Here is a 24,198-nt window from a genome sequence, read left to right on the forward strand (position 1 = left end):
TTATTCTTTTTTATGCTATAATTGAATTATAAAAATAAAGGAGTTTGCCATGATTGGAAAGAACATAAAATCCTTACGTAAAACACATGACTTAACACAAACCGAATTTGCACGGATTGTAGGTATTTCACGAAATAGTCTTAGTCGTTATGAAAATGGAACGAGTTCAGTCTCTACGGAACTAATAGACATCATTTGTCAGAAGTTTAATGTATCTTATGTCGATATTGTAGGAGAAGATAAAATGCTCAATCCTGTTGAAGATTATGAATTGACTTTAAAAATTGAAATTGTGAAAGAAAGAGGTGCTAATCTATTATCTCGACTCTATCGTTATCAAGATAGTCAGGGAATTAGCATTGATGATGAATCTAATCCTTGGATTTTAATGAGTGATGATCTTTCTGATTTGATTCATACGAATATCTATCTAGTTGAAACTTTTGATGAAATAGAGAGATATAGCGGCTATTTGGATGGAATTGAACGTATGTTAGAGATATCTGAAAAACGGATGGTGGCCTAGTGGGAATCCAAGATTATATTGATAGTGAATTCAAACATGCTCTAGCGCGAAACATTCGCTCACTGACAAGAGGAAAAAAGCCCAGTAAACACCCTATAGCGATTTTGCTTGGAGGGCAAAGTGGTGCCGGTAAGACTACAATTCATCGTATTAAACAGAAAGAATTTCAAGGAAATATTGTTATCATAGATGGCGATAGTTTTCGTTATCAGCATCCACACTATTTAGAACTGCAGCAAGAATATGGCAAAGATAGTGTTGAATACACCAAAGATTTTGCAGGGAAAATGGTAGAGTCTTTAGTAACCGAATTGAGTCATTTGGGATACAATCTTTTGATCGAGGGAACTTTACGAACAATTGATGTTCCAAAGGAAACAGCACAACACTTGAAAAGTAAGGGATATGAAGTACAATTAGTCATAATCGCAACAAAGCCCGAATTGTCCTATCTGAACACCCTTATCCGATACGAAGAATTGTACGCTATCAATCCAAATCAAGCACGCGCAACTCCAAAAGAACATCATGATTTCATTGTAAATCATCTAGTTGATAAAACACGACAATTGGAAGAACTAGCTATCTTTGAAAGAATTCAAATTTATCAACGAGATAGAAGTTGTGTATATGATTCAAAAGAAAATACAGCTCCAGCAGCAGATATTCTTCAAGACTTACTATTTGGAGAATGGAATCAAGTAGAGAAGAATATGCTTAAATTAGGAGAAGAAAGATTGAAAGATTTAACTAATCGAAATGGTTGTTAGATCATGAGTTTTAAAATATAGTCTATTGGATCGTCATTAAAAAAAAAACGATCCATTTTTTATTTTCAATTTTTTCTGGTTCTTTATCTTTTTCAAAAGTTATAACTTTCTTAAGTGATGGTTTCCTAACAATGTAAGTACAAATTAAGCACAGTTTATGATTATTTTAAATCTTGGGGGTTATTAAACTCTTGATTTTTTCAACAAGCTATGGTATCCTTTTGTTAGTTAATAAACTTACAAAAGGAGAACAAATGTTTTCACCTACTAAATTAAAAGAAAAAAGAGAAAGTCAAGGATTATCTCAATCTCAACTTGCATCCAGTTTGGGAATTAGTAGAGCTTCGTACTTTAATTGGGAATCAGGTAAAACAAAACCGAATCAAAATAATCTAAGCAAATTGAGTGAGATTTTGAATGTAGACCCTCGATATTTTGAATCAGAGTATGAAATAGTAGAAACCTATCTCAAACTAACGGAAAGGAATCAAGAAGCAACACTTCATTATGCTAAAGAACTGCTGAACAATCAAAACTTCAAAGTTTTAGAAGTTTCCGAACGATTTGCTTATAAGGTCTATGAAAAATTATCAGCTGGTACAGGAACAGCTTATTTTGATGATGGTAATTACGATACAGTTTACTTCAATCATCAATTTGATTATGACTTTGCATCATGGGTGTTTGGTAATTCAATGGAACCGACATATGAAAATGGTTCAGTTGCTCTTATTAAGCAAACAGGATTTGATTATGACGGAGCTATTTATGCGATAGATTGGGATGGTCAAACTTATATAAAGAAAGTTTATAGTGAAGAAAATGGGCTTCGTTTAGTTTCACTCAATCGGAACTATTCAGATAAGTTTGCGCCATATGATGAGAATCCTCGCATTATAGGGAAAATCGTTGGGAACTTTATGCCTTTAGAGGACTAAGTATGAGTTGGTTTGATTATAGTCTCGAACCTAAAAGTGACATTGCCTTTATTGATATGAAATCTTTTTACGCAAGTGTAGAATGTGTAGATAGAGGATTACACCCACTTAAGACTTCGCTTTGTGTTATGAGCCGTGCAGATAATTCTGCTGGTTTAATCCTTGCTTCCTCTCCTATGTTTAAAAAGGTATTTGGGAAATCAAATGTTGGATGTTCCTATGATTTACCATTTGATATAAAGACTCGAAAATTTTCTTACTATAATGCTAGAAAACAAGGCTTACCGACAACGATAGATTATGTCCGTTATATTGAGGAATGGGCAAAATCAACTGTGATTGTTCCTCCGAGAATGGATACTTATATTGAAGTCAATATGGATATTCAAAAAATCTTTCAAGATTTTGCGGCACCAGACGATATTTATCCCTATTCAATTGATGAAGGATTTATTGATTTAACCAGTTCATTAAATTATTTTGTGTCAGATAAAAGTATTGGACGGAAAGATAAGTTAGATATCATTTCAGCTGCAATGCAAAAAAAGATCTGGAGAAAAACAGGAATCTATTCAACGGTAGGTATGTCTAATGTCAATCCCTTATTAGCTAAGTTGGCACTTGATAATGAAGCTAAAAGAACTCCGACAATGAGAGCCAATTGGTCCTATGAAGATGTTGAAAAGAAAGTATGGACTATTCCTAAAATGACAGATTTCTGGGGAATTGGAAATCGAATGGAGAAGAGATTACATAATCTAAGTATCTTTTCGATTAAAGAATTGGCACAGGCTAATCCAGACTTGATAAAAAAAAGAGCTTGGCATTATGGGTCTAGAGTTATGGTTTCATGCCAATGGGATTGACGAAAGCAATGTTCATAAACCATATAAGCCGAAGTCAAAAGGGATAGGGAACTCGCAAGTTTTACCTAGAGATTATGTAAAGCAAAGAGATATTGAAATTATACTTCGTGAAATGGCAGAACAAGTTGCGGTTAGATTGAGAAGAGCAGGCAAAAAAGCAACAGTCGTTTCTATACACTTAGGGTATTCTAAAGTGGAACAGAAGAGATCTATTCATACTCAAATGAAGATTGAGCCGACCAATCAAACAGCACAACTGACAAACTACGTTTTAAAGTTATTTCATACTAAATATACTTCAGGTGCTATCAGGAATGTTGCAGTTAACTATTCAGGTTTAGTAGACGAATCTTTTGGATTGATTTCATTGTTTGATGATATTGAGAAAATAGAAAAAGAAGAAAGGCTCCAGTCCGCAATCGATGCTATTCGAACAGAATTTGGTTTTACTTCATTATTGAAAGGAAATGCCCTAGACCAGGCTTCTAGAACAATTGCAAGGAGTAAACTCATCGGAGGACATTCAGCTGGAGGATTAGATGGGCTAAAATGATAAATCGTTCTTATTTACCTTTTTTGTCTGCAAGAGAGTATCAAGATCGTGGAATGGCTAAGTGGATGGGATTCTTTTTGTCAGAGCATTCAAGTTCTCTTTGGGAAGAAAAAAATAAAGATGATATCTCCATTTCCCTATCAATGGAAGAGAAAGTTCTATTTGTTCGTCAACTTTATACGAATGTATTCCCTGCAACTTTTGTTTTTAAGCATTCAAATAGAAGAAAAGTAGTATCAGGTATTGTAAAAGAAATTAGAAAAGAGTCTATATCTATTAAAACAGACACTGGTTTTCTACGATTAAAATGGGAAGATATACTCGATATTCAGATAGAAGGAGAGAGTCTAGATGAATCGGAAAGAATTATATGATGATAAATTGCAACTAGATTATTTTTCGGATTCTTATTTACGGTTTGAATCAGATTTTTACAAGTATTCAGCTTTAGATATACCATTAACATTTATCACTGATGACATTTTACGCACAATGGCTATGTCTCAAAAACATTATTTTAAACTTAATAAAAGCAAATCTTTAGACGGTCGTGATCATTACTTTGTTTTTTCTATCAAGATGAACAAAGACAGTAGTGGCATTAGACAGTATGAATATCAGAGACATTGTTTTAATTTGTAAGAGTCCGACAGGGCTCTTTTTCTGTGATAATTTTATCAAAAAGTATTTGTTATACTTTTTTTTAATTTAGATTTATCTTGGGGGTTTGGGGGCGTGCCACCACATTGTCATATCGTTTGTTTTTTTGAACCGTGAGGTTTGAAATGGCAGGCGATATGATATTTGGGATATTGTGGACACAATATCTGAGCTCGCAAAGCCTTACAAAAATGTTGAATCTATTTTGTAAAACGTACTGACAGTGTCTGTAAGCTTACATTGTCAGTACAGGTATCAATGAAGGAGGAAAAATCATATGAAAAGAGATATACGTAGTATTCGGAAACAATTTCGCTTAACAGAAACGGAAGAAAAACAAATACTAGATTTAATGAGAGAGAAAGGAGAGGATAATTTTTCTGATTTTCTCCGTAAAAGCTTACTATTGTCTAATGGACAAAAACAGATAGAAAAATGGTTCAACCTTTGGAAAAAACAAAAGTTGGAACAAATTAGCCGTGATGTTCATGAAGTATTCATAATTGCTAAAACAAATCATCAGGTTACTCACGAACATGTTTCTATTTTGTTAACTTGTATTCAGGAATTAATTAAAGAGGTAGAAAAAACAGGTCCTCTTAGTGAAGATTTTCGTAACAAATACATGAGGTAGTAGAGTGGAGCACCGATATAGAACAAATTTAAAAAAAGTCTTTTTATCTGACCTAGAATTAGTCAAATTAAATGAAAATATCTCAAAAAGTAACTGCTTATCATTCTCAGAATATGCTAGACGAACTCTACTAGATCCTGGTATAAATTTTATCACCATTGATACAAATAGTTATCAAGATTTGATTTTTGAATTAAAACGAATCGGAAATAATATTAATCAAATAGCTAGAAGCATAAATTATTCGAATTTAATAACGGAAGTTGAATTAAATGAGTTGAGAAAAGGTATAGAAGAGTTAATAGTAGAAGTGGAGAAAGATTTTCTTATTCGATCTGAAAAATTGAGGAAATTTTATGGTCATCACTAAACACTTTGCGATTCATGGAAAAAATTATCGTAGTAAACTAATCAAATATATTTTGAATCCAAGTAAAACAAAAAATCTAACACTAGTTTCAGATTTTGGTATGAGAAATTATTTAGATTTTCCTAGTTATAAAGAACTAGTGAAGATGTACAATGATAATTTTTTAAGTAATGATACTCTTTATGAATTTCGTCATGATAGGCAAGAAGTAAATCAACGAAAAATTCATTCTCATCACATCATTCAGTCCTTTTCTCCAGATGACCATCTCACTCCTGAACAAATCAATCGAATTGGTTATGAGACAGCTAAAGAGTTGACAGCAGGTAGATTTCGTTTTATTGTAGCAACTCATGTCGATAAAGATCATATCCACAATCACATCATCCTAAATTCAATTGATCAGAATTCTGATAAAAAATTTCTATGGGATTATAAAGCAGAACGTAATCTAAGAATGGTTTCAGATCGTCTTTCAAAAATTGTAGGCGCAAAAATTATAGAAAATCGTTATTCTCATCATCAGTATGAAGTTTATCGCAAAACAAATTACAAATATGAAATAAAACAACGAATATATTTTCTAATCGAGAACTCGAAAAATTTTGAAGATTTCAAGAAAAAAGCAAAAGCTTTACATTTAAAAATTGATTTTAGACACAAGCATGTTACTTTTTTTATGACTGATTCAAATATGAAACAACTCGTACGTGATAATAAATTGAATAGAAAACAACCTTATAATGAAACATATTTTAAGAAAAAGTTTGTTCAAAGGGAAATCATAAACATCTTAGAATTTTTGCTTCCAAAAATGAAGAATATGAATGAATTGATTCAACAAGCAGAATTTTTTGGCTTAAAAATAATTCCGAAAGCAAAACATGTTCTATTTGAGTTTGATGGGATTAAGCTTTCAGAGCAGGAATTGGTAAAATCGAATCAGTATAGTGTTAGTTATTTTCAAGACTATTTTAATAACAAAAATGAAACTTTTGTCTTAGATAATAAAAATTTAGTTGAGCTTTACAATGAAGAAAAGCTAATTAAAGAAAAAAAGTTGCCGACAGAAGAGGTGGTATGGAAATCCTATCAAGATTTCAAGAGAAATAGGGATGCTGTTCATGAGTTTGAAGTAGAGTTGAATCTTAATCAAATAGAAGAAGTAGTAGACGATGGAATTTACATTAAGGTACAGTTTGGTATCCGACAAGAAGGACTTATTTTTGTACCAAATATTCAAATCACTATGGAAGAAGAAAAAGTTAAAGTATTTCTCAGAGAAACTAGTTCTTACTATGTATATCATAAAGATTCAGCAGAAAAAAATCGCTTTATGAAAGGTAAAACTTTGATTAGACAATTTAATCTTCAGTATGAAACGCAGTATATGTATAGAAGAATTTCTCTTAGCAAAATTAAAGAAAAAATAGAACAATTAGATTTTCTTATATCTGCGGAAAATAGTTCGAATGATTTTGAAGATATAACAAATGATTTCATTGCCCAAATATCATATCTAGAGAATATGATTGAACAAGTCCAAAATAAAATTGATGATTTAACTAATTTAGAGGAAGTATTGTTGAATAATACGACAAATAGTTCTAGCAATTTAGAAAATAGTATTCAAGGTAAAAGTTCAGTAGATACAATAGAGAAGGATTTATGCATATATAAAGGAAAGATTGAAACACTGAAGGAACACCATAGAGAAGCAATAAATTTATTTGAAATGTTTAATAAAACAATAAAGAAATATAAGAAAAAACAAAATATGAAATCCAACAAGGAAAAAGAGATACATATAGAGTAAATACTTTCCTAATAAGTATGTATAAAAGACTTTCGTGTGCCAATTTGTCACATTTCATAAAATAAGAAATCAACTATACTATACTTATTTTAGGAGACATTAGATGTTGAAAAGGATTGGAGATTTACGCGAGGATACTGATTTGACACAAGAGTATGTTGCAAAAACAATCTTAAATTGTACAAGATCAGCGTATTCTAAAATGGAATCAGGTACCAGATTAATCTCTATAGATGACCTTATCAAACTTGCAGATTTTTATAATGTAAGTTTAGATTACCTTGTAGGTCGAGTGGATAATAAAGAAGACCATTACTCCAAAAAGTATTAGGTTAAGAAAGCACATTGACAATTGAATAGTCCAAAATGGTACTTTCCTCATTTGTGGAGCAGTTTTGAATGGCTCGCCATGATAAGAGCGATATTAAAACCATCAATAAAATAGAGCGATACTTTATATGCCATGATACAAATGATATACAATGATACTTCTGACCGTTCAGGCTGCCATCGTAAAAGAGCAGCAAGTGAAATTCTTATGATGACTTCATCAGTCATGCCATGGAGGTGAAAAAATCTAAGAAAGGAAGTAGTAAAATCATGGAAACAGTAAACTATAAAGATTTAGTTGCGATTGGTTTTCCAGAGCACACATCGAGAAATATTATTAGACAAGCAAAAAAGATTGCTGTAAAAAAGTTTGAAGAAGCTAGAAAAAATGATAAGAATGCGGTACAATTAGGATGTTCACCTTTCGATAATAAGAGGTTAGGCATTGCTCCTAAAAATATTGTAGAAATTTTAATTGGTATTTCTTTTTCAGATATAGAAGGTGAGAAAAATGGTTATATCAAAGACAAAGAAATATAAAGGTGTATACAAAGATTCAAAAGGAAAAATTTATTTTCAAATTGAATTAGGAGTTGATCCAATAACTGGGAAAAGAATTCAAAAGAAAGGAAGGAAAAATCAACAGGGACTACCGTTTAATTCTTTTAAGGAAGCATATGAAGAGATACTTCGTTTAAAACATGAATTTGTGAACTCTACTATTAATAATAGTTTTCTAACTTTTAGAGAGTTTATGGAAGAGATTTATTTAAAATATTACCAACAAAAAGTTCAATTTGTAACTTATCAGACCGCTTTACCACATCATCAGTTTTTCATTAAGCAATTTGGTAGTAAAAAATTATCAGATATTAGTACTATTGACTGTGAAAGATTTCGCTTAGCTATTATAGACAAGTATTCTAGTAACTATGCTAAAAATATGTGGTCTAGATTTAAAGCATGTCTGGGCTATGCAGAAAGATTGGGTTATATTGATAGAGTTCCTTTTAAAGGATTAGATAATCCTAGAGGAAAGCATCCTGATACAAAATTTTGGACATTTGATGAATTTAAGAAGGTAATAAACTCTTTTGATATTAGTGAGTATGAGGGACTCCATAATTACATGACGATCTGGTTATATTTTATGACTGGCTTAAGAGTTAGTGAGGGTATTGCTCTTAAATGGGAAGATATTGATTTTGAACGTAAATGGATTCATGTTCATTCGACAATTGAGAAAGACAAAAACGGTGTATGGTATGCTAAACAACAAACAAAGACAGTAGCAGGGGATCGTAAAATTGATTTAGATGATTTTACGATTACAATACTTAAAAAATGGCGAGAAGTTCAAATCAAGAATGATGATAAAGATTATGTAATATCACGTTTTGGTGCCCCCTTGTGTAAGTCTACAATTTCTAGGATAATAAAAAGGCATGCTAAAATTACTGGTGTACCAGAAATTACGGGGAAAGGATTAAGACATAGTCATGCATCTTATCTTATAAATGTGTTACATAAGGATACTTTATATGTTTCATATCGATTAGGACACGCTGATAAGTCAACCACGTTGAATACATATAGTCATTGGTATTATTCAGGTGATTCAACAATTTCAGAAGAGATTACAAACAGTTTAGATAATCTTGGATTATCAATTTACCTACCAAATTCCTGCCAGAGTTGAAAATTGAGGAATTAACCCACTAATACTGGGAGAAAATAGGATTTGCAAATTGTTACTCTTAAATAATAGAGTTTCCAATCAAAACGAAAACCGAGGTTTAGGCCTCGGTTTTTTTGTCGTTGAAAATAATGATGATAGAATGTGAATAGAGGGCTTTTATAAAGCTAACATGTGTAGCTCTCTTTATTTTCTCTAAACCTACTAAATAGTGCAGTTTTAATGATGTTACAATGATTTTACATTTGCTATATTCCCTTGAGATGTTGCTAATTTGTTGCTATAATGGCTATAAATCATATCATAAAGGGGAAGATGATGAAAAATTTTAAACGTCTTTTGTTAGCTGTTGTAGCTGTCTTTGCAGCAGTCTTTTTGGTAGCTTGTGGCGCAAAAAGCGACAACGGTACTTACGTGTTTGAGCCTACTAAAGATGAAATCAAAGAAATTATGCCAAGTGAATTTCAATCTTTGATAGGTGATAATTACTCATTTACTATTTCTATTACAATTAAGGATAAGAAAGGCGAGATGAAAGTAGACACGAATGCAGGTGGTCAAAATGTTAATCAAGTGATTAAGTTGGAAGTAGACCAAAAAGCTAAAACTCTTGTCTCAGAAAATGAGTATGGGAAAGCGGAAATTACTTATCAAGTTTCAGGAAATGTGTTAACGATTAAGGATGTGAAGAATTCTTTAATGGGTGACACAGACATGTTTAATAACTACATGAAAATTGCTAAGTTTAAAAAAGTTAAATAGTTAATAGAGGTGGGATCTAAATCCTACCTTTTTATGTGTATTTATTATGATTATCTATTAGAATTCTAACTAAATTTTTGATTTTTATCTAATAGCAATAGTTTGAACCCAGTCAAACTAAATAATGTAACAATTTCATTGCGATGCAATGGAATTGTTGCTATAATAGGGATATTCTATGAAATGAGGAGAAATTATGAAAAACTTTAAACAGTTTCTTTTGGCTCTAGTAGCTTTCTTTGCTATTTTTCTTTTAACTGCGTGTGGTGCAAAAGGTGACAACGGAACCTATGTTTACAAACCATCTACAGCAGAAATGAAGAAAATTCTTAAAGATCAAGGAGCTTCCAGTTCAGATATTGATTCTCTAAACAATAAATATTCCTTGGAGTTGTCCATTGATATTAACGATTCAAAAGGATATTTAACTATTAAAACTAAAAGACCAGGCCATAAAACTACAGATTCAACAGAAATTAGAGTTAATCAAAAAACTAAAACAATTGGTGCGCTAGAAGACAAAGGTGAGAAGGTTAGATATAAGATTAATGGAGATACCCTAACATTTAGCTTTACAAAAGATCAAGAATCTACGAATCAATTTGCATCGTCGCTTCTTAAAAATGCTAAATTCAAACGTACAAAATAAACTAAATGAAGAGCAGGAAAACCTGCTCTTTTGCTTTACTTTTATAGCTGGTTTGGTATAATGAATGAGACTACAGATGGGACTGGGGCAGGAATGATTTTCTTTGAAAATGATTTCGTCTCACTCCCTCTTTTCTGTATGATCTAGGAAATTATTTATGGAAAAGGAGAATCATCTATGCTATATATTTGGTCTTACTTGAAAAAGTATCCCAAGTGGCTAGCCCTGAATCTATTTTCGGCGGTCCTGTTTGTTATTGTCAATTTGGGCTTGCCAACGATTCTAGCTCGCATGATTGATGAAGGGATTAACTCGCGTGATGTGGATCGGCTGTATTTCTGGGGCTGGGTCATGTTTGCGATTATTTTGCTTGGAATTGTGGGGCGGATTATCTTGTCTTACGCGGTTGGCCAGCTAACGACCACCATGGTCCGAGATATGCGCAATGACCTCTATGCTAAGTTACAGGAGTACTCGCATCACGAGTATGAGCAAATCGGGGTATCGTCATTGGTCACTCGCTTGACTTCTGATGCCTTTGTTTTGATGCAGTTTGCGGATTCTATGTTGAAGATGGGGGTCATCACACCTTTGATGATGGTTTCCAGTGTTCTCTTGATTCTGACGACCAGTCCTTCTTTAGCGTGGATTGTAGCGGTATCAGTACCATTTCTTGCTGTCGTCGTCTGGTATGTAGCAGTTAAGACACGTCCACTTTCCGAGAAGCAACAAAAGACACTCGACCATCTTAACCAGTTTGCGCGTGAAAATTTGACTGGACTTCGTGTGATTCGTGCCTTTGCTCGTGAAGAATTCCAAGAGGATAAATTTGCGGCTGAAAACGAAGTCTATGCGGAAAACTCGAATAAATTGTTCAAACTAACTGGTTTGACAGAACCTCTATTTGTGCAGATCATCATTGCTATGATTGTGGCGATTGTCTGGTTTGCTTTGGATCCTCTTCATGACGGTAGTTTGAAAATTGGGGATCTGGTTGCCTTTATTGAGTATAGCTTCCACGCGCTCTTATCTTTCCTCTTTTTAGCCAATCTCTTTACCATGTATCCTCGGACTGCGGTCTCTAGCCGGCGTCTCAAGGAAATCATGGACATGCCCATTTCGATCGATCCAAATGAGAATGGGATAACAGAAACAGCATCTCGTGGCTATTTGGAATTTGACAATGTCACCTTTGCTTATCCAGGTGAGACAGAGAGTCCAGTTCTTCACAACATTTCCTTTCAAGCCAAACCTGGCGAAACCATTGCCTTTATCGGCTCGACCGGTTCTGGGAAATCTTCACTTGTGCAGTTGATTCCTCGATTCTATGATGTCACCCTAGGGAAGATTTTGGTGGATGGCGTGGATGTCCGTGACTACAATCTGAAAGCCCTTCGCCAAAAGATTGGTTTTATTCCACAAAAGGCCTTGCTCTTTACGGGAACCATTGCTGAGAACCTTCGTTATGGGAAAGAAGATGCCTCTGTACAAGAGCTAGAACAAGCGGCTGAAATTTCCCAAGCCAAGGAATTTATCGACAGTCGTGAGGAGCGCTTTGATACGCATTTGGCAGAAGGTGGTAGCAACCTTTCAGGTGGTCAAAAACAACGCTTGTCCATCGCTCGTGCCGTTGTCAAAGATCCAGATGTCTTTATTTTTGATGATTCCTTCTCTGCCTTAGACTACAAGACGGATGCCACTTTGCGCAAGCGTCTCAAAGAAGTTACAGGAGATGCGACCGTTTTGATCGTAGCGCAACGCGTGGGAACCATTATGGATGCGGATCAAATTATTGTCTTGGACCAAGGGGAGATCGTCGGTCGAGGAACCCACGATGAATTGATGGAAAGCAATGAGATCTATCGTGAAATTGCCAATTCGCAGCTCGATAGTCCATCATTGACAGAAGAATAGAAAGGAGAAGCAGATGAAACAAGAACAAAACAGTTTTAGTAGACTATGGACCTATTTGAGAGCCTATCGCTTGGAAGTTTGCTTGTCCATTTTCTTAAAAATCCTGAGTGTCGTCATGAGTGTGGTCGAACCCTTTGTTTTGGGGCTTGCCATTACTGAGTTGACAAAAAATCTCATGGATATGGCAAAAGGCCTTGCAGGAGCTGGTCTTAATACATCCTATATTGCGATCATTATGACGCTCTATCTATTCCGTGGGGTCCTCTATGAGTTGGGATCTTATTATTCCAACTATTTCATGACCAATGCTGTTCAAAAGACCGTTCAGGACATGCGAAATGATTTGTCTCATAAAATCAATCACATTCCCGTTTCTTATTTTGACCGGCATCAGTTCGGAGATTTGCTAGGACGTTTTACTAGCGATGTCGAAACTGTCTCGAATGCCTTACAACAGTCCTTCTTACAAATCGTTAACGCTATCTTTACCTTGCTTTTTGTCATTAGCATGGTCTTGTACTTAAACATCCAGCTGGGGCTGGTGGTGATCATTTCCATTCCGATTACCTATTTCAGTGCTCGATTTATCATGAAAAAATCTCAGCCTTACTTTAAAGAGCAGGCAGATGTTTTGGGAGCAATGAACGGCTTTGTGCAAGAAAATTTAACAGGCTTTAATGTCCTTAAGCTCTACGTTCGGGAAAAATCTTCCCAGGAAGAGTTTCATGATATTACCCATCACCTTCAAAAAGTAGGGTTCAAGGCTAATTTCATTTCTGGCTTAATGATGCCGATTTTAAATGGGATTTCAGATTTGACTTATCTCATTATCGCTTTGTTTGGTGGCTTGCAAGTGATAGCAGGTCGTTTGACTGTCGGGAATATGCAGGCCTTCGTTCAATATGTTTGGCAGATCAACCAACCGATTCAAAACTTGACCCAATTGGCAGGACAGCTACAAAGTGCCAAATCGTCTCTAGACCGGATTTTCCAAGTCATGGATGAACCAGATGAAGTAGCAGATGTGACAGAAACCCTCTCTGGAGATTTGACAGGGCAAGTCAGCTTTAAAAACGTGGATTTCCAATATGTAGCGGATAAACCCTTGATTCGTGATTTCAACCTAGAAGTCAAACCAGGTGAAATGGTGGCCATTGTCGGACCGACTGGAGCAGGGAAAACAACCCTGATTAATTTGCTGATGCGCTTTTACGATGTGACTGCAGGATCGATTACAGTGGATGGTCATGATATTCGTCATCTATCTCGCCAAGATTACCGCAAACAATTCGGAATGGTGCTTCAGGATGCTTGGTTATATGAAGGAACCATCAAAGAAAACCTTCGCTTTGGTAATCTCGAGGCAACGGATGAGGAAATTGTGGAAGCTGCAAAGGCAGCCAATGTCGATCACTTTATCCGGACGCTTCCCGGTGGTTACAACATGGAAATGAACCAGGAGTCTAGCAATATTTCTCTAGGGCAAAAGCAACTCCTAACCATTGCGCGTGCGCTCCTGGCCGATCCTAAAATCTTGATTTTGGATGAAGCGACGTCTTCTGTCGATACGCGTTTAGAACTCTTGATTCAAAAAGCCATGAAGAATTTGATGAAAGGGCGGACTAGCTTTGTCATTGCTCACCGCCTGTCTACCATTCAAGAAGCAGATAAAATCCTTGTTCTCAAAGATGGCCAAATCATCGAGCAAGGAAATCACCAATCCTTGTTGGCAGACAAAGGATTCTACTATGAGCTCTACAATAGCCAATTTTCAAATAAAAAAGCGGAATAAGCTCGTGTCATCATAAGAGGTTTGAGAAAGCATTCTCAGCCTCTTTTTTCTTACTCACTTTTATTACTACATAAAAAGGTTAACATTTCTGCAACAAATTGATACAGAATATTCACACAATTTACCTTGTTTGTCATGATAATTTTTATTAGGATAGAATCGTTGTAAAAAATAAAAGGAGAAATGTGTGATGAATCATTTAAACAAAGATATCGTTTTTGGCATTCGCAAGTCTAAGCTTGGAGTCTTTTCTGTCGTGATTGCGATCATGGGGGCTTGTTTTTTGACTGGACAATCTGTGGCAGCTGATCAAGTTGGAGAGCAAGCACAAGTCCAAACACAAGGGCAAGAAGCGACAACTTCGGATCCCGCAAGCTCTCAAGTAGATACCAGCCAATATGGAGCATCTATGCCTTACACCCGTTATGAAGCAGACAAAGGAAACCTCCTTGGAAAGGCAGAGGTAGAGCAGTCTCAAGACAGTCACTCAACAGCTATTGAAGCTTCTGATCAGACCTATGTCGCTTTAAAAGAAAAGGGAGATGGTGTTTCCTTTAAGGTCAATGAACCAGCCAATGCTTTAACCGTACGCTACACGGTACCAGATGGCGCAAGTGGACAACTCGATGTACAGGTGAATGGTCATAGTGTTCAACAATTGGATCTTTCGTCCTCATCTAACTGGCAGTATTTGAATGACAAAGGTGTACACGATAGTGCACAGGCTGATACACGTGCCCGCTTCCAATTTGACGAAGTGCATAGCCTGCTTCCAGGCATTCAACTTCAAAAAGGAGATGTGGTTTCACTCGTAAAAAACAAAGCAGACGACGTCCATTACGGCCTTGACTTTGTGGAATTTGAGCAAGCTCCAGACCCGATTGCTCAAGGGGATAATGCTATCAATATTGTTTCTAAAGGAGCTACGCCAAACGACGATACTGATGACAGCCAGGCTCTCTATGATGCGATTTATGAAGCTAAACAAACCGGAAAGAATGTCTATATCCCAGCTGGGCGATTTAATCTCAATCGAAAAGTCGGTATCGATGCTTCTGATATGAAGATTTCAGGGGCTGGTATCTGGCATACCCAACTGCATTTTACTAGTGACCAAGCTGGTGGTGGTGGATTTGACTTCCTTCACCAAGACAACCATGTTGAATTTAGCGATGTCTATCTGTCCTCCAACCTTCGTTCACGCTATGGTGAAAATGCTCAGTACAAGGCCATTTCTGGAACGCCAGGGAAGAATTCTCATATTCACGATATTTGGGCCGAACATTTTGAAGTCGGCATGTGGATTGGCGATTATGCTGGAAAAAATGATATGAAGTACACAGATGGTCTAGTGGTAGAAAATGTCCGTTTGCGCAATAACCTGGCTGACGGGGTCAACTTTGCCCAAGGGACTAAGAATTCGATTGTCCGCAATTCGAGTATTCGTGGAAATGGAGATGACGGACTTGCCAGCTGGTCAAGTATTGCGGATGGGACAGAATCGGCAGTAGCAGAAAATAATAAATTCTTGCACAATACGATTGAACTCGGTTGGCGAGCTGGTGGTGTTGGGATCTTTGGTGGAAAAGGCCATGAGATTGCCTACAATCGGATTAAAGAGAATATCGGTGATGCTGGAATTCGCTTGACGACTGTCTTTAAGGGCCATAACTTTGATTTGAATGAAGAAGGGATTCGGGTTCACCACAATCTCTTGGAGCGCACAGGAACGAAGAGCGATATCTACAACAAGGATCGTGGATCGATTGATGTTGAAACGCGCTATGGAGATATTAAAAATGTCACAATTGAGGACAATGTATTTGTAGCGCCATTTGATACAGGTGTGACCGATCACCTCAATCCAAATGGAGGTATCCTAAACCATGTCGAAGTCAGAAACAATCAAACCATGAGTCAACTCTCTCATTCAGCACAAGCAGGACTATCTGCTCCTGCTTCAAAACCAGTTGGACAAGCCTTGAAGGTGAAAGAAAAACCCCTTCAAGCAGGCGCAGTGAAAGCTTCCCTTCAACCATCGAAAGTTCAACCGTCTAAAAAACAAACCGGCCTGAATCTAAAACAAGCAAAGACAGTCACTGAAACAGTCAAACCGAACTATGTGCTAAAATCAACAAATTCCAAGCAAAAGAGCTTTTTGAAAGCTCCGAGCGCTTTGTTCCTTTACCGGATGATGGGGTTACGTCAAACGGTTTAAGAAGGATGGAAATCCTGGATACATTTCCAGGATTTTTTGCTTGCTGCTAGACTTTCATTGACAGTGAGGAGGCATATCGGTATACTAGGTATAATCTAATGAGGAGGCCACCATGATGATTCGACCCGTTCTGCTCAGCGATGCAGCAGCTATCCGAGCGATTTACCAACCTTATGTAACAGAGACAGCCATTACCTTTGAGGTTGATGTACCGACTGTCCAGGAATTTGAAAGTCGCATCATAAAAACGCTGACCCAATTTCCTTATTTGGTCGCAGAAGTGGATGGGAAAGTTGTGGGGTATGCCTATGCTTCGACCTATTATGCACGCGCTGCCTATGATTGGACCACTGAATTGTCTATTTATGTAGCAAAAGAAGCGCGTGGACAAGGGATCGGATCGGCCCTTTATACTGCCTTAGAAGAGGAGTTGCAAGCACGAGGCTACTTACGCTTTCTGGCTTGTATCGCAGTTCCGAACGAAGCGAGCATTTCCATGCATGAAAAGCGAGGGTATGTCCAAGTGGCTCATTTCCCAAAGATTGGCTATAAGTTTAACAAATGGCATGATATCGTCTGGATGCAAAAGACGATCGAAGGGCCGGTGAGAAAAATACAGTAGAAATCACGACATTTGTAAATCGCAATAGTTAATTATCCCTGACTTTTTCATAGGCTAAAATGATACTAATAAAATTACTGAAAGAGACCGGAAAGTTGTGATGGTCTCCCCTACATGAAAGGAGCCTTTATGACTGAAGAACAAAGTGCTAGGCTGTTACCTCAAAAGCCCTCCAGATGGGCCAAAATTCTACTTAACCGAAAGGTTCCCATTCTTCTGTTCTTCTTACTGGAATTGGCCTTTCTTGTCTTTTCATATCTCAGTCTACAAGAGCATTTCCCATCCATTATCTTATGGGAACACTTGTTGAGTGTCTTTACCTTCTTTTACTTGCTCAATCGTTCCATGGATTCTCGTTCCAAACTGTCCTGGGTGATTATCATTGCCCTCTTTCCAATTTTTGGGACGGCTCTGCTTTACTTTTCGTTAGCTGATTTGGGTGTGAGACGCTTGAAAAAACGGCTTGAGGATGCTACAGTGCAGGCTTCCGACCATTTAAGCACCGGTCCAGAAGTTGCTGATTATTTATCCCAAAGTGATTGCCAATTACAGAAATTAGCTTATTTTTTGGAGCATAGTCCAGCACAGTTTCCTATCTACAGAGACACAGAGGTTACCTATTTTCCACTTGGAGATGACATGCTTCCAGCCTTGCTGGAGGATTTGAAAAAGGCAGAGCGTTATATCTTCATGGAATATTTCATAATTGATGAAGGGATCATGTGGGGTGAGATTTTAGCCATTTTAGAGGAGAAGGCCAAGGCAGGTCTTGATGTCCGTGTCATGTTTGATGGGATGAATGAGATGACTACCTTGTCCTACGATTATATCGAGCGGTTGCACAAGGTTGGTATTAAAGCTCAGGCCTTCTCACCAGTCAAGCCTATTCTATCAACCTATTACAATTACCGAGACCATCGAAAGATTACAGTGATTGATGGTCAAGTTGCTTATACTGGTGGCGTTAATATCGCTGACGAGTATGTTAATAAACGAGAACGCTTTGGCCATTGGAAGGACACGGCCCTTCGCTTAGATGGTTCAGCAGTTCAAACGCTAAAAGCTCTCTTTTTGACTATGTGGACAGTGACTGGAATAGAAGATAAAACGGATATGGAGCACTATCTACAAGAAAAACCTCAACAAAGAAAGAGTCAGGGCTTGGTTCTTCCTTATGGCAATTCTCCATTGACTTATCATAAGGTGGCTGAGGATGTTTATCTTCATTTACTGAATACATCGACCAATTATGTTCACATCATGACGCCGTATCTGATCTTGGATGACGAATTGGTTAGAGCTATGACTTTCGCGGCCAGACGAGGTGTGGATGTTCGTATCATTATGCCAGGTATTCCAGATAAACAGTATGCCTTTGATATTGCGACGACCTATTTTAAAGCCCTCTTGGATGCTGGCGTCCGTATTTTCCGTTATACCCCAGGCTTTGTCCATGCTAAGGTTTATGTTTCTGATAGCCAACAAGCTGTTGTAGGAAGCATTAATACAGACTACCGAAGTCTCTATCAAAATTTTGAAGATGGGGTCTATCTCTACAAAACTCTGGAAGTGCTAAAGATTGAAGAAGATTTTGAGAAAACCCAGGCTCTATCAGAGGAAGTCACTCTAGAAAGTTTATCTAAAATGCCTATGGTTCATCGTCTGGGTGGCTATCTTTTTTCTTTGATTGGACCTTTGATGTAAAAAAGGAGGAATCATATGGATACAAAAATTCTTTTGAAATTGTTAGAAAACCAAGCTGATCCAGCGAAAGTCTCAGCAATGGAAGCTTATATGAAAAATAAATTCAGCTTTCTTGGCGTTCAAAAACCAATTCTCAAAAAGATTGAAAGAGAGTTTTTTAAACCCTTCATAAAGGATCCAATTGATTGGACTTTTGTGGAAGAGTGTTGGCAGCAACCTTACCGTGAGTTTCAATATATTGCTATGGATTATCTGGATAAAAAGAAGAAGGAGCTTAGACCTGAAGATTTTCCAAAGCTAAAGGAATTGGCTCAAACCAAGTCCTGGTGGGATAGTATTGATCAGTTGGACCGCATCATCGGAGAGATTACTTTCACATATCCAGAAACCAAACAGGTTATGCTGGATTGGAGTAGGGATCAGGACTTTTGGTTGAGGCGGATTGCCATTGATCACCAGCTTATGAGGAAAGAAAAAACAGATACGGATTTGTTAGAAAAAGTGATCCTCAATAATCTAGGTCAAAGCGAGTTCTTTATAAATAAGGCAATTGGCTGGAGCTTACGCAACTATTCCAAGGTCAATCCGGATTGGGTAGGGGCCTTTATCGACCGCTATCGAGATCAGTTGTCACCATTAAGCATTCGGGAAGGAAGCAAGTACTTACCTTCTTGACAGTTTGTGGATGTTCATGGTAAACTAGATTCATGCGATGAGTCGATTGGCTCCTTTGGAGCCTTTTGCGCTGAGGAGGTCTACATTCAATTGTAACGCAGGAGCGGACCTTGAACAGTTGTGTGAACCTGCTGTTCTCACCGAAAGGTGCCTCGAATCCTGGTCTTCGGATCAGGATTTTTTTGTTTCCTCAAAGAACCAAAAACTATTATAATACAGTTGCTACAAAGTTATGTTGGTGTTATAATATAGTAAAGTGCCTAGGTCAGAAAGGAGTGGAGTTGATTGGGAGATTTCTATCATTCTAATGATTCAGCATCTATAGACTATTCGCAAAAAATTGAAGAGCTTGAAAACTCTAAACCATTTCAGGATGCTATCGGATTGATTCGAGAACAGATGAAGAACAATCTTCAGTGGAATGTTTTGCGATCCTTTGGTATTATTTGCGCCATACTGTCTCTCATTTTATTGCGTTTTGCAGCTATTCCTTTGATCCTTTTAGTGGCTGGTTTGTATTATTGGCCGCAATATAAAAAACGAAAAGCCTTGTTTGGGGATCGAATTCGTTCGAACGATGAGATTTATCTTGATGATATCCTGTCTCCTGTATTAAAGGAAGTTTTTCCTCGGGCTTCGATCAAAGAGGACGGTTCCATCCCTTCTGAAGCTCTCTCGCATTTATGTCCTCGGTCGACTGATTTTCTATGTTTTAAAGAGCTATCATTTCATGATGACAAAGAGCTGACGGTGTCAAATCTCTATGCCCATCATACGGAGACTCGTTACCGGACATCTAATGGACATACGAGGACGGAACATGTGGAAGTTACAGATTTCCTTGGACAAGTGTTCTCTTTATGTCTACCGATCAATTTCTCCGGTCATCTTCGGGTTGTGCCAACCAAGAAATCCTTTCTTTTTAAGAGGGAGGTGAATGGGATTTATCCTGGAGCCAGAGGAGATGAAGTTCAAATTGAAACCGAGGATATTCGCAATAACGAGAATTACAATATCTACTGTACAGATGAACTGTCTGCCCGTAAATTTCTCACCCCTAAGATGTTGGAATGGTTTGATCGACAAATTTCTCAAAATGCCATGTGTGTATTTTTGAAAGACAAGAAACTTTTTATTTCTTTGTATACCGATCGCTATATCTTTCCGACCCCCCAAAAACCAGAAGATATTGATCAACTATCTTTGGTATCTGAATATCATAAATTATGCAGAGAACTAGCTTTAATTAAAGAAATAACAGCAATTTTTGAAGGAGAAGCATCATGAACCTCATTATTGGAATCATTCTATTATTTGTTGCCCTATTGGCCATTTGGTTTATTAGTGTAGGAAATCGCCTCAATCGCTATCTAGTAACCATTGAAGAATCAAAGAGAACCGTTGATATCGTTCTCGTAAAACGCTATGATACCATTTCGGAAATGCTAAAAGTAGCGAAAGCCTATGCCAAACACGAGCAACAGATTTTTACTGATTTAGTTGCTTTACGCCAAGGAGCGACTATACAAGAATCTAACCAAGTTATTACCAATCAAAATGATGTCTTGGCACAAATTCGTGCAGTCGGTGAAAACTATCCAGAGCTCTTGTCTTCTAACCAATTCTTGGCCTTGCAAAAGGAAATTGCTGACGAAAATGAAGATCTTGCTGCAGCGAAGCGAATTGTCAACAGTAATGTCAGCCACATCAATCAAGAAATTGTTTCCTTTCCAGCGTCTATCGTAGCAGGTGTAAAGGGGATCCATCAAGTTCCATTCCTTGCTGAAGAAACACAAGGTAAGAAAGATTTAAGCGACTTGAACTATGACCTGAACTAAAGAGCTATTTATGATAAATAACCATCAAGAATCCTGGTCTTAGAATCAGGATTTTTTCCTACTGTTGGTACTTTTCATTTATGCCAAAAAATTGTATAATAGTACAAATACTCAATTTTTAGAAAATTTTGAAAGAGGATTTACTATGGGATACACAGTTGCTGTTGTCGGTGCTACAGGTGCCGTTGGTGCTCAAATGATCAAAATGTTGGAAGAATCTACTCTTCCAATCGATAAAATTCGCTACCTTGCGTCAGCACGTTCTGCAGGAAAAGTCTTGCAATTTAAAGGGCAAGACGTGACCATTGAGGAAACGACTGAAGATGCTTTTGAAGGCGTTGATATTGCTCTTTTCTCAGCTGGTGGTTCAACATCTGCCAAATATGCACCTTATGCGGTGAAAGCAGGCGCAGTAGTGGTTGATAACACTTCTTATTTCCGTCAAAATCCGGATGTCCCATTGGTAGTGCCTGAAGTCAATGCACATGCTCTTGATGCTCACAACGGAATCATCTCTTGTCCAAACTGTTCAACCATCCAAATGATGGTAGCGCTTGAACCAGTCCGTCAAAAATGGGGCTTGGACCGTATCATCGTGTCTACTTACCAAGCTGTTTCAGGTGCTGGTATGGGAGCTATTCTTGAAACCCAACGTGAGTTGAAGGAAGTCTTGAATGACGGAGTCAACCCACGCGATGTCAAAGCGGAAATCTTGCCATGTGGTGGTGATAAAAAACATTACCCAATTGCTTTCAACGCTCTTCCACAAATCGATGTCTTCACAGATAATGACTACACATACGAAGAAATGAAGATGACAAATGAAACCAAGAAAATCATGGAAGATGATAGCATTGCCGTTTCAGCAACTTGTGTGCGGATTCCAGTCTTGTCAGCTCACTCAGAGTCAGTCTACATCGAAACAAAAGAAGTGGCACCAATTGACGAAGTGAAAGCTGCGATTGCTGCCTTCCCAGGTGCCGTCCTTGAAGACGATGTCGCTCACCAAATTTACCCACAAGCGGTTAATGCGGTAGGTTCACGCGATACATTCGTCGGACGGATTCGTAAAGACTTGGATGCTGAAAAAGGAATCCACATGTGGGTTGTTTCAGATAACCTCCTTAAAGGAGCTGCTTGGAACTCAGTCCAAATCGCAGAAACTCTTCACGAACGTGGACTTGTACGTCCAACAGCTGAGTTGAAGTTTGAATTGAAATAGGGAGAAAAACAGAAGTCAGTAACTCGAAGAGTTTGATTTCTTCCGTAGCTTTTAAGCGAATCAACTTGTTTTTATGAACAGATCATGAGGCAAAGGCAAGCAGACCCCAGCCTCTTTCTTATATAGAGAAAGGTTTTTCTATGTCTTATAATGATTTAAAAGATTGTAAAATCATCACCGCATTTATCACCCCCTTCCATGAAGATGGAACCATTAATTTTGATGCTCTTCCTGCCTTGATCGAGCACCTCTTGGCACATCATACAGATGGGATTCTCTTAGCTGGAACGACTGCAGAAAGTCCAACTCTGACCCACGATGAGGAATTGCAACTCTTTGCGGCCGTTCAAAAGATTGTCAATGGTAGAGTTCCTTTGATCGCTGGTGTCGGAACCAATGAAACCCGCGACTCGATTGAGTTCGTTAAAGAAGTGGATGCTTTTGGTGGCTTTGCAGCAGGATTGGCTATCGTCCCATACTACAACAAACCATCCCAAGAAGGCATGTATCAACACTTTAAAGCGATTGCAGATGCATCCAATCTTCCGATTATTATCTACAATATTCCAGGGCGCGTGGTTGTGGAAATGACGCCTGAAACCATGCTTCGTTTAGCAGAACACCCAAATATCATTGGGGTCAAAGAGTGTACAACTCTTGCTAATATGGCCTATTTGATTGAACACAAGCCAGAAGAATTTCTCGTCTATACAGGGGAAGATGGAGATGCTTTCCATGCGATGAACCTTGGGGCTGATGGAGTGATCTCAGTGGCTTCTCATACAAATGGAGATGAAATGCATGAGATGTTCCAAGCGATTGAACACAACGATATTAAAAAGGCTGCGGCTATCCAACGTCAATTTATCCCTAAAGTCAATGCTCTCTTCTCATATCCGAGTCCAGCTCCTGTCAAAGCTGTCTTAAACTATATGGGCTTTGACGCAGGGCCAACTCGTTTGCCATTGGTGCCAGCACCGGCAGAAGAAGCGAAACGTATCATCAAGGTTGTAGTAGATGGGGATTACCATGCTACTAAAGAGATCATTACGGGAGTTTTAAGACCAGATTACTAATATTTTATTGTAGAAAATATGTTTGAATAAAAATAACTTAACTTCCCAATCAATGAATCTATTTTTTGAAAGACCTTTGATTCTTTGTAAAAAAATTATATAATAAAGTAGTAGGTCTTCATTTCTTTCTAAGGGAAATGAAGTATTCATGAAAATTTAAAATAAAGGAGACTCCGATGGAAGTCATTAAACGTAGTGGAGAAGTGGTTGAATTCAACCCAGATAAAATTTACCAAGCTATTTTGAAAGCTGCGCAAGTTGTCTATGTTTTGACAGATGATTTGCGACAAAACCTAGCTCAAGTGACCAAGAAAGTTGCTATGGATTTGGATGAAGCTCAGGTAGAACGCGCAACCATCAGTATGATCCAATCACTAGTGGAACAACGCTTGCTGGGAGCAGGTTATATTACCATTGCAGAACACTACATTTCTTATCGCTTGCAACGTGATTTGGAACGGAGCGGCTATGGTGATCACATCGCCGTGCATTTGCATTTTGAGCAAATTCGCTAGAATATAAAATAGAAGTTACTTAGGTAGCTTCTTTTTTAGTATTTTTATTAAT

General features: G+C 37.5%; 24 protein-coding genes and 1 pseudogene. All 25 read left to right on the forward strand.

Features of this window, described 5'->3' with window-relative positions:
* Nucleotides 1-49 precede the first annotated feature (49 nt).
* Nucleotides 50-526 (forward strand): type II toxin-antitoxin system antitoxin PezA, encoded by a 477-nt coding sequence (gene pezA / locus O3646_RS02435; RefSeq protein WP_000579622.1) that lies wholly within the window; start codon nt 50-52, stop codon nt 524-526.
* Nucleotides 526-1,296, forward strand: coding sequence for a type II toxin-antitoxin system toxin PezT (gene pezT, locus O3646_RS02440; RefSeq protein ID WP_037606801.1), 771 nt, complete (start codon nt 526-528; stop codon nt 1,294-1,296). Before pezA ends, pezT begins: the two co-directional genes overlap by 1 nt.
* 254 nt (nt 1,297-1,550) lie before the next feature.
* Entirely contained in the window at nt 1,551-2,234 is a 684-nt protein-coding gene (locus tag O3646_RS02445) for a helix-turn-helix transcriptional regulator (RefSeq protein ID WP_037606799.1), read from the forward strand.
* A gap of 2 nt (nt 2,235-2,236) precedes the next feature.
* Nucleotides 2,237-3,653, forward strand: a pseudogene (locus tag O3646_RS02450) (Y-family DNA polymerase).
* On the forward strand, nt 3,650-4,027 hold the full coding sequence (locus tag O3646_RS02455) for a hypothetical protein (RefSeq protein WP_037606795.1): 378 nt from the start codon (nt 3,650-3,652) through the stop codon (nt 4,025-4,027). Before O3646_RS02450 ends, O3646_RS02455 begins: the two are co-directional and overlap by 4 nt.
* Nucleotides 4,005-4,295, forward strand: a complete 291-nt coding sequence (locus tag O3646_RS02460; RefSeq protein ID WP_037606793.1) for a DUF5960 family protein — start codon at nt 4,005-4,007, stop codon at nt 4,293-4,295. Before O3646_RS02455 ends, O3646_RS02460 begins: the two co-directional genes overlap by 23 nt.
* Nucleotides 4,296-4,590: 295 nt before the next feature.
* Nucleotides 4,591-4,947: an SAG1252 family conjugative relaxosome accessory protein gene (locus O3646_RS02465; protein WP_125394036.1), complete on the forward strand. Its 357-nt coding sequence runs from the start codon at nt 4,591-4,593 to the stop codon at nt 4,945-4,947.
* Nucleotides 4,948-4,951: 4 nt separating this feature from the next.
* Nucleotides 4,952-5,317: a MobC family plasmid mobilization relaxosome protein gene (locus O3646_RS02470; RefSeq protein WP_037606789.1), complete on the forward strand. Its 366-nt coding sequence runs from the start codon at nt 4,952-4,954 to the stop codon at nt 5,315-5,317.
* Entirely contained in the window at nt 5,304-7,133 is a 1,830-nt protein-coding gene (locus O3646_RS02475; RefSeq protein ID WP_371610480.1) for an SAG1250 family conjugative relaxase, read from the forward strand. The genes O3646_RS02470 and O3646_RS02475 overlap by 14 nt, the downstream gene beginning before the upstream one ends.
* A 103-nt stretch (nt 7,134-7,236) precedes the next feature.
* A complete protein-coding gene (locus tag O3646_RS02480) occupies nt 7,237-7,464 on the forward strand; it encodes a helix-turn-helix domain-containing protein (RefSeq protein WP_371610481.1) in 228 nt (75 codons plus the stop codon).
* A 269-nt stretch (nt 7,465-7,733) separates the two neighbouring features.
* Entirely contained in the window at nt 7,734-8,003 is a 270-nt protein-coding gene (locus tag O3646_RS02485; protein WP_037606783.1) for a DUF3173 family protein, read from the forward strand.
* The gene (locus O3646_RS02490) at nt 7,975-9,162 is read left to right on the forward strand and encodes a site-specific integrase (RefSeq protein WP_037606781.1); all 1,188 of its coding nucleotides are present in this window, start codon (nt 7,975-7,977) and stop codon (nt 9,160-9,162) included. The genes O3646_RS02485 and O3646_RS02490 overlap by 29 nt, the downstream gene beginning before the upstream one ends.
* Before the next feature lie 315 nt (nt 9,163-9,477).
* Nucleotides 9,478-9,921, forward strand: coding sequence for a hypothetical protein (locus O3646_RS02495; protein ID WP_155169738.1), 444 nt, complete (start codon nt 9,478-9,480; stop codon nt 9,919-9,921).
* Between the two features lie 196 nt (nt 9,922-10,117).
* On the forward strand, nt 10,118-10,570 hold the full coding sequence (locus O3646_RS02500; RefSeq protein ID WP_031573157.1) for a lipoprotein: 453 nt from the start codon (nt 10,118-10,120) through the stop codon (nt 10,568-10,570).
* 177 nt (nt 10,571-10,747) lie between these two features.
* A complete protein-coding gene (locus O3646_RS02505; protein ID WP_134974372.1) occupies nt 10,748-12,484 on the forward strand; it encodes an ABC transporter ATP-binding protein in 1,737 nt (578 codons plus the stop codon).
* Nucleotides 12,485-12,497: 13 nt separating this feature from the next.
* Nucleotides 12,498-14,276 (forward strand): ABC transporter ATP-binding protein, encoded by a 1,779-nt coding sequence (locus tag O3646_RS02510; protein ID WP_371590429.1) that lies wholly within the window; start codon nt 12,498-12,500, stop codon nt 14,274-14,276.
* Between the two features lie 190 nt (nt 14,277-14,466).
* Nucleotides 14,467-16,494, forward strand: coding sequence for a right-handed parallel beta-helix repeat-containing protein (locus O3646_RS02515; protein WP_371610482.1), 2,028 nt, complete (start codon nt 14,467-14,469; stop codon nt 16,492-16,494).
* Between the two features lie 112 nt (nt 16,495-16,606).
* On the forward strand, nt 16,607-17,116 hold the full coding sequence (locus O3646_RS02520; RefSeq protein WP_070449994.1) for a GNAT family N-acetyltransferase: 510 nt from the start codon (nt 16,607-16,609) through the stop codon (nt 17,114-17,116).
* 129 nt (nt 17,117-17,245) lie between these two features.
* Nucleotides 17,246-18,820, forward strand: coding sequence for a cardiolipin synthase (cls, locus tag O3646_RS02525; RefSeq protein WP_371610483.1), 1,575 nt, complete (start codon nt 17,246-17,248; stop codon nt 18,818-18,820).
* A gap of 15 nt (nt 18,821-18,835) precedes the next feature.
* Complete coding sequence (locus tag O3646_RS02530) at nt 18,836-19,495, forward strand: DNA alkylation repair protein (protein WP_320909169.1); 660 nt, start codon at nt 18,836-18,838, stop codon at nt 19,493-19,495.
* A 285-nt stretch (nt 19,496-19,780) separates the two neighbouring features.
* Nucleotides 19,781-20,782 carry a DUF3137 domain-containing protein gene (locus O3646_RS02535; RefSeq protein ID WP_371610484.1) on the forward strand — a complete coding sequence of 334 codons (1,002 nt, stop codon included), beginning with the start codon at nt 19,781-19,783 and terminating at the stop codon, nt 20,780-20,782.
* Nucleotides 20,779-21,333: a LemA family protein gene (locus O3646_RS02540; RefSeq protein WP_070673962.1), complete on the forward strand. Its 555-nt coding sequence runs from the start codon at nt 20,779-20,781 to the stop codon at nt 21,331-21,333. The genes O3646_RS02535 and O3646_RS02540 overlap by 4 nt, the downstream gene beginning before the upstream one ends.
* Nucleotides 21,334-21,478: 145 nt before the next feature.
* Nucleotides 21,479-22,555 carry an aspartate-semialdehyde dehydrogenase gene (locus tag O3646_RS02545; protein WP_371610485.1) on the forward strand — a complete coding sequence of 359 codons (1,077 nt, stop codon included), beginning with the start codon at nt 21,479-21,481 and terminating at the stop codon, nt 22,553-22,555.
* Between the two features lie 140 nt (nt 22,556-22,695).
* Nucleotides 22,696-23,631, forward strand: coding sequence for a 4-hydroxy-tetrahydrodipicolinate synthase (gene dapA, locus O3646_RS02550; RefSeq protein ID WP_070673960.1), 936 nt, complete (start codon nt 22,696-22,698; stop codon nt 23,629-23,631).
* A 176-nt stretch (nt 23,632-23,807) separates the two neighbouring features.
* Nucleotides 23,808-24,146, forward strand: a complete 339-nt coding sequence (locus tag O3646_RS02555) for an ATP cone domain-containing protein (protein ID WP_003001449.1) — start codon at nt 23,808-23,810, stop codon at nt 24,144-24,146.
* Nucleotides 24,147-24,198: the final 52 nt, after the last annotated feature.

The organism is Streptococcus sp. 27098_8_148, assembly GCF_041432105.1.
GTDB lineage: Bacteria > Bacillota > Bacilli > Lactobacillales > Streptococcaceae > Streptococcus > Streptococcus parasanguinis_AE.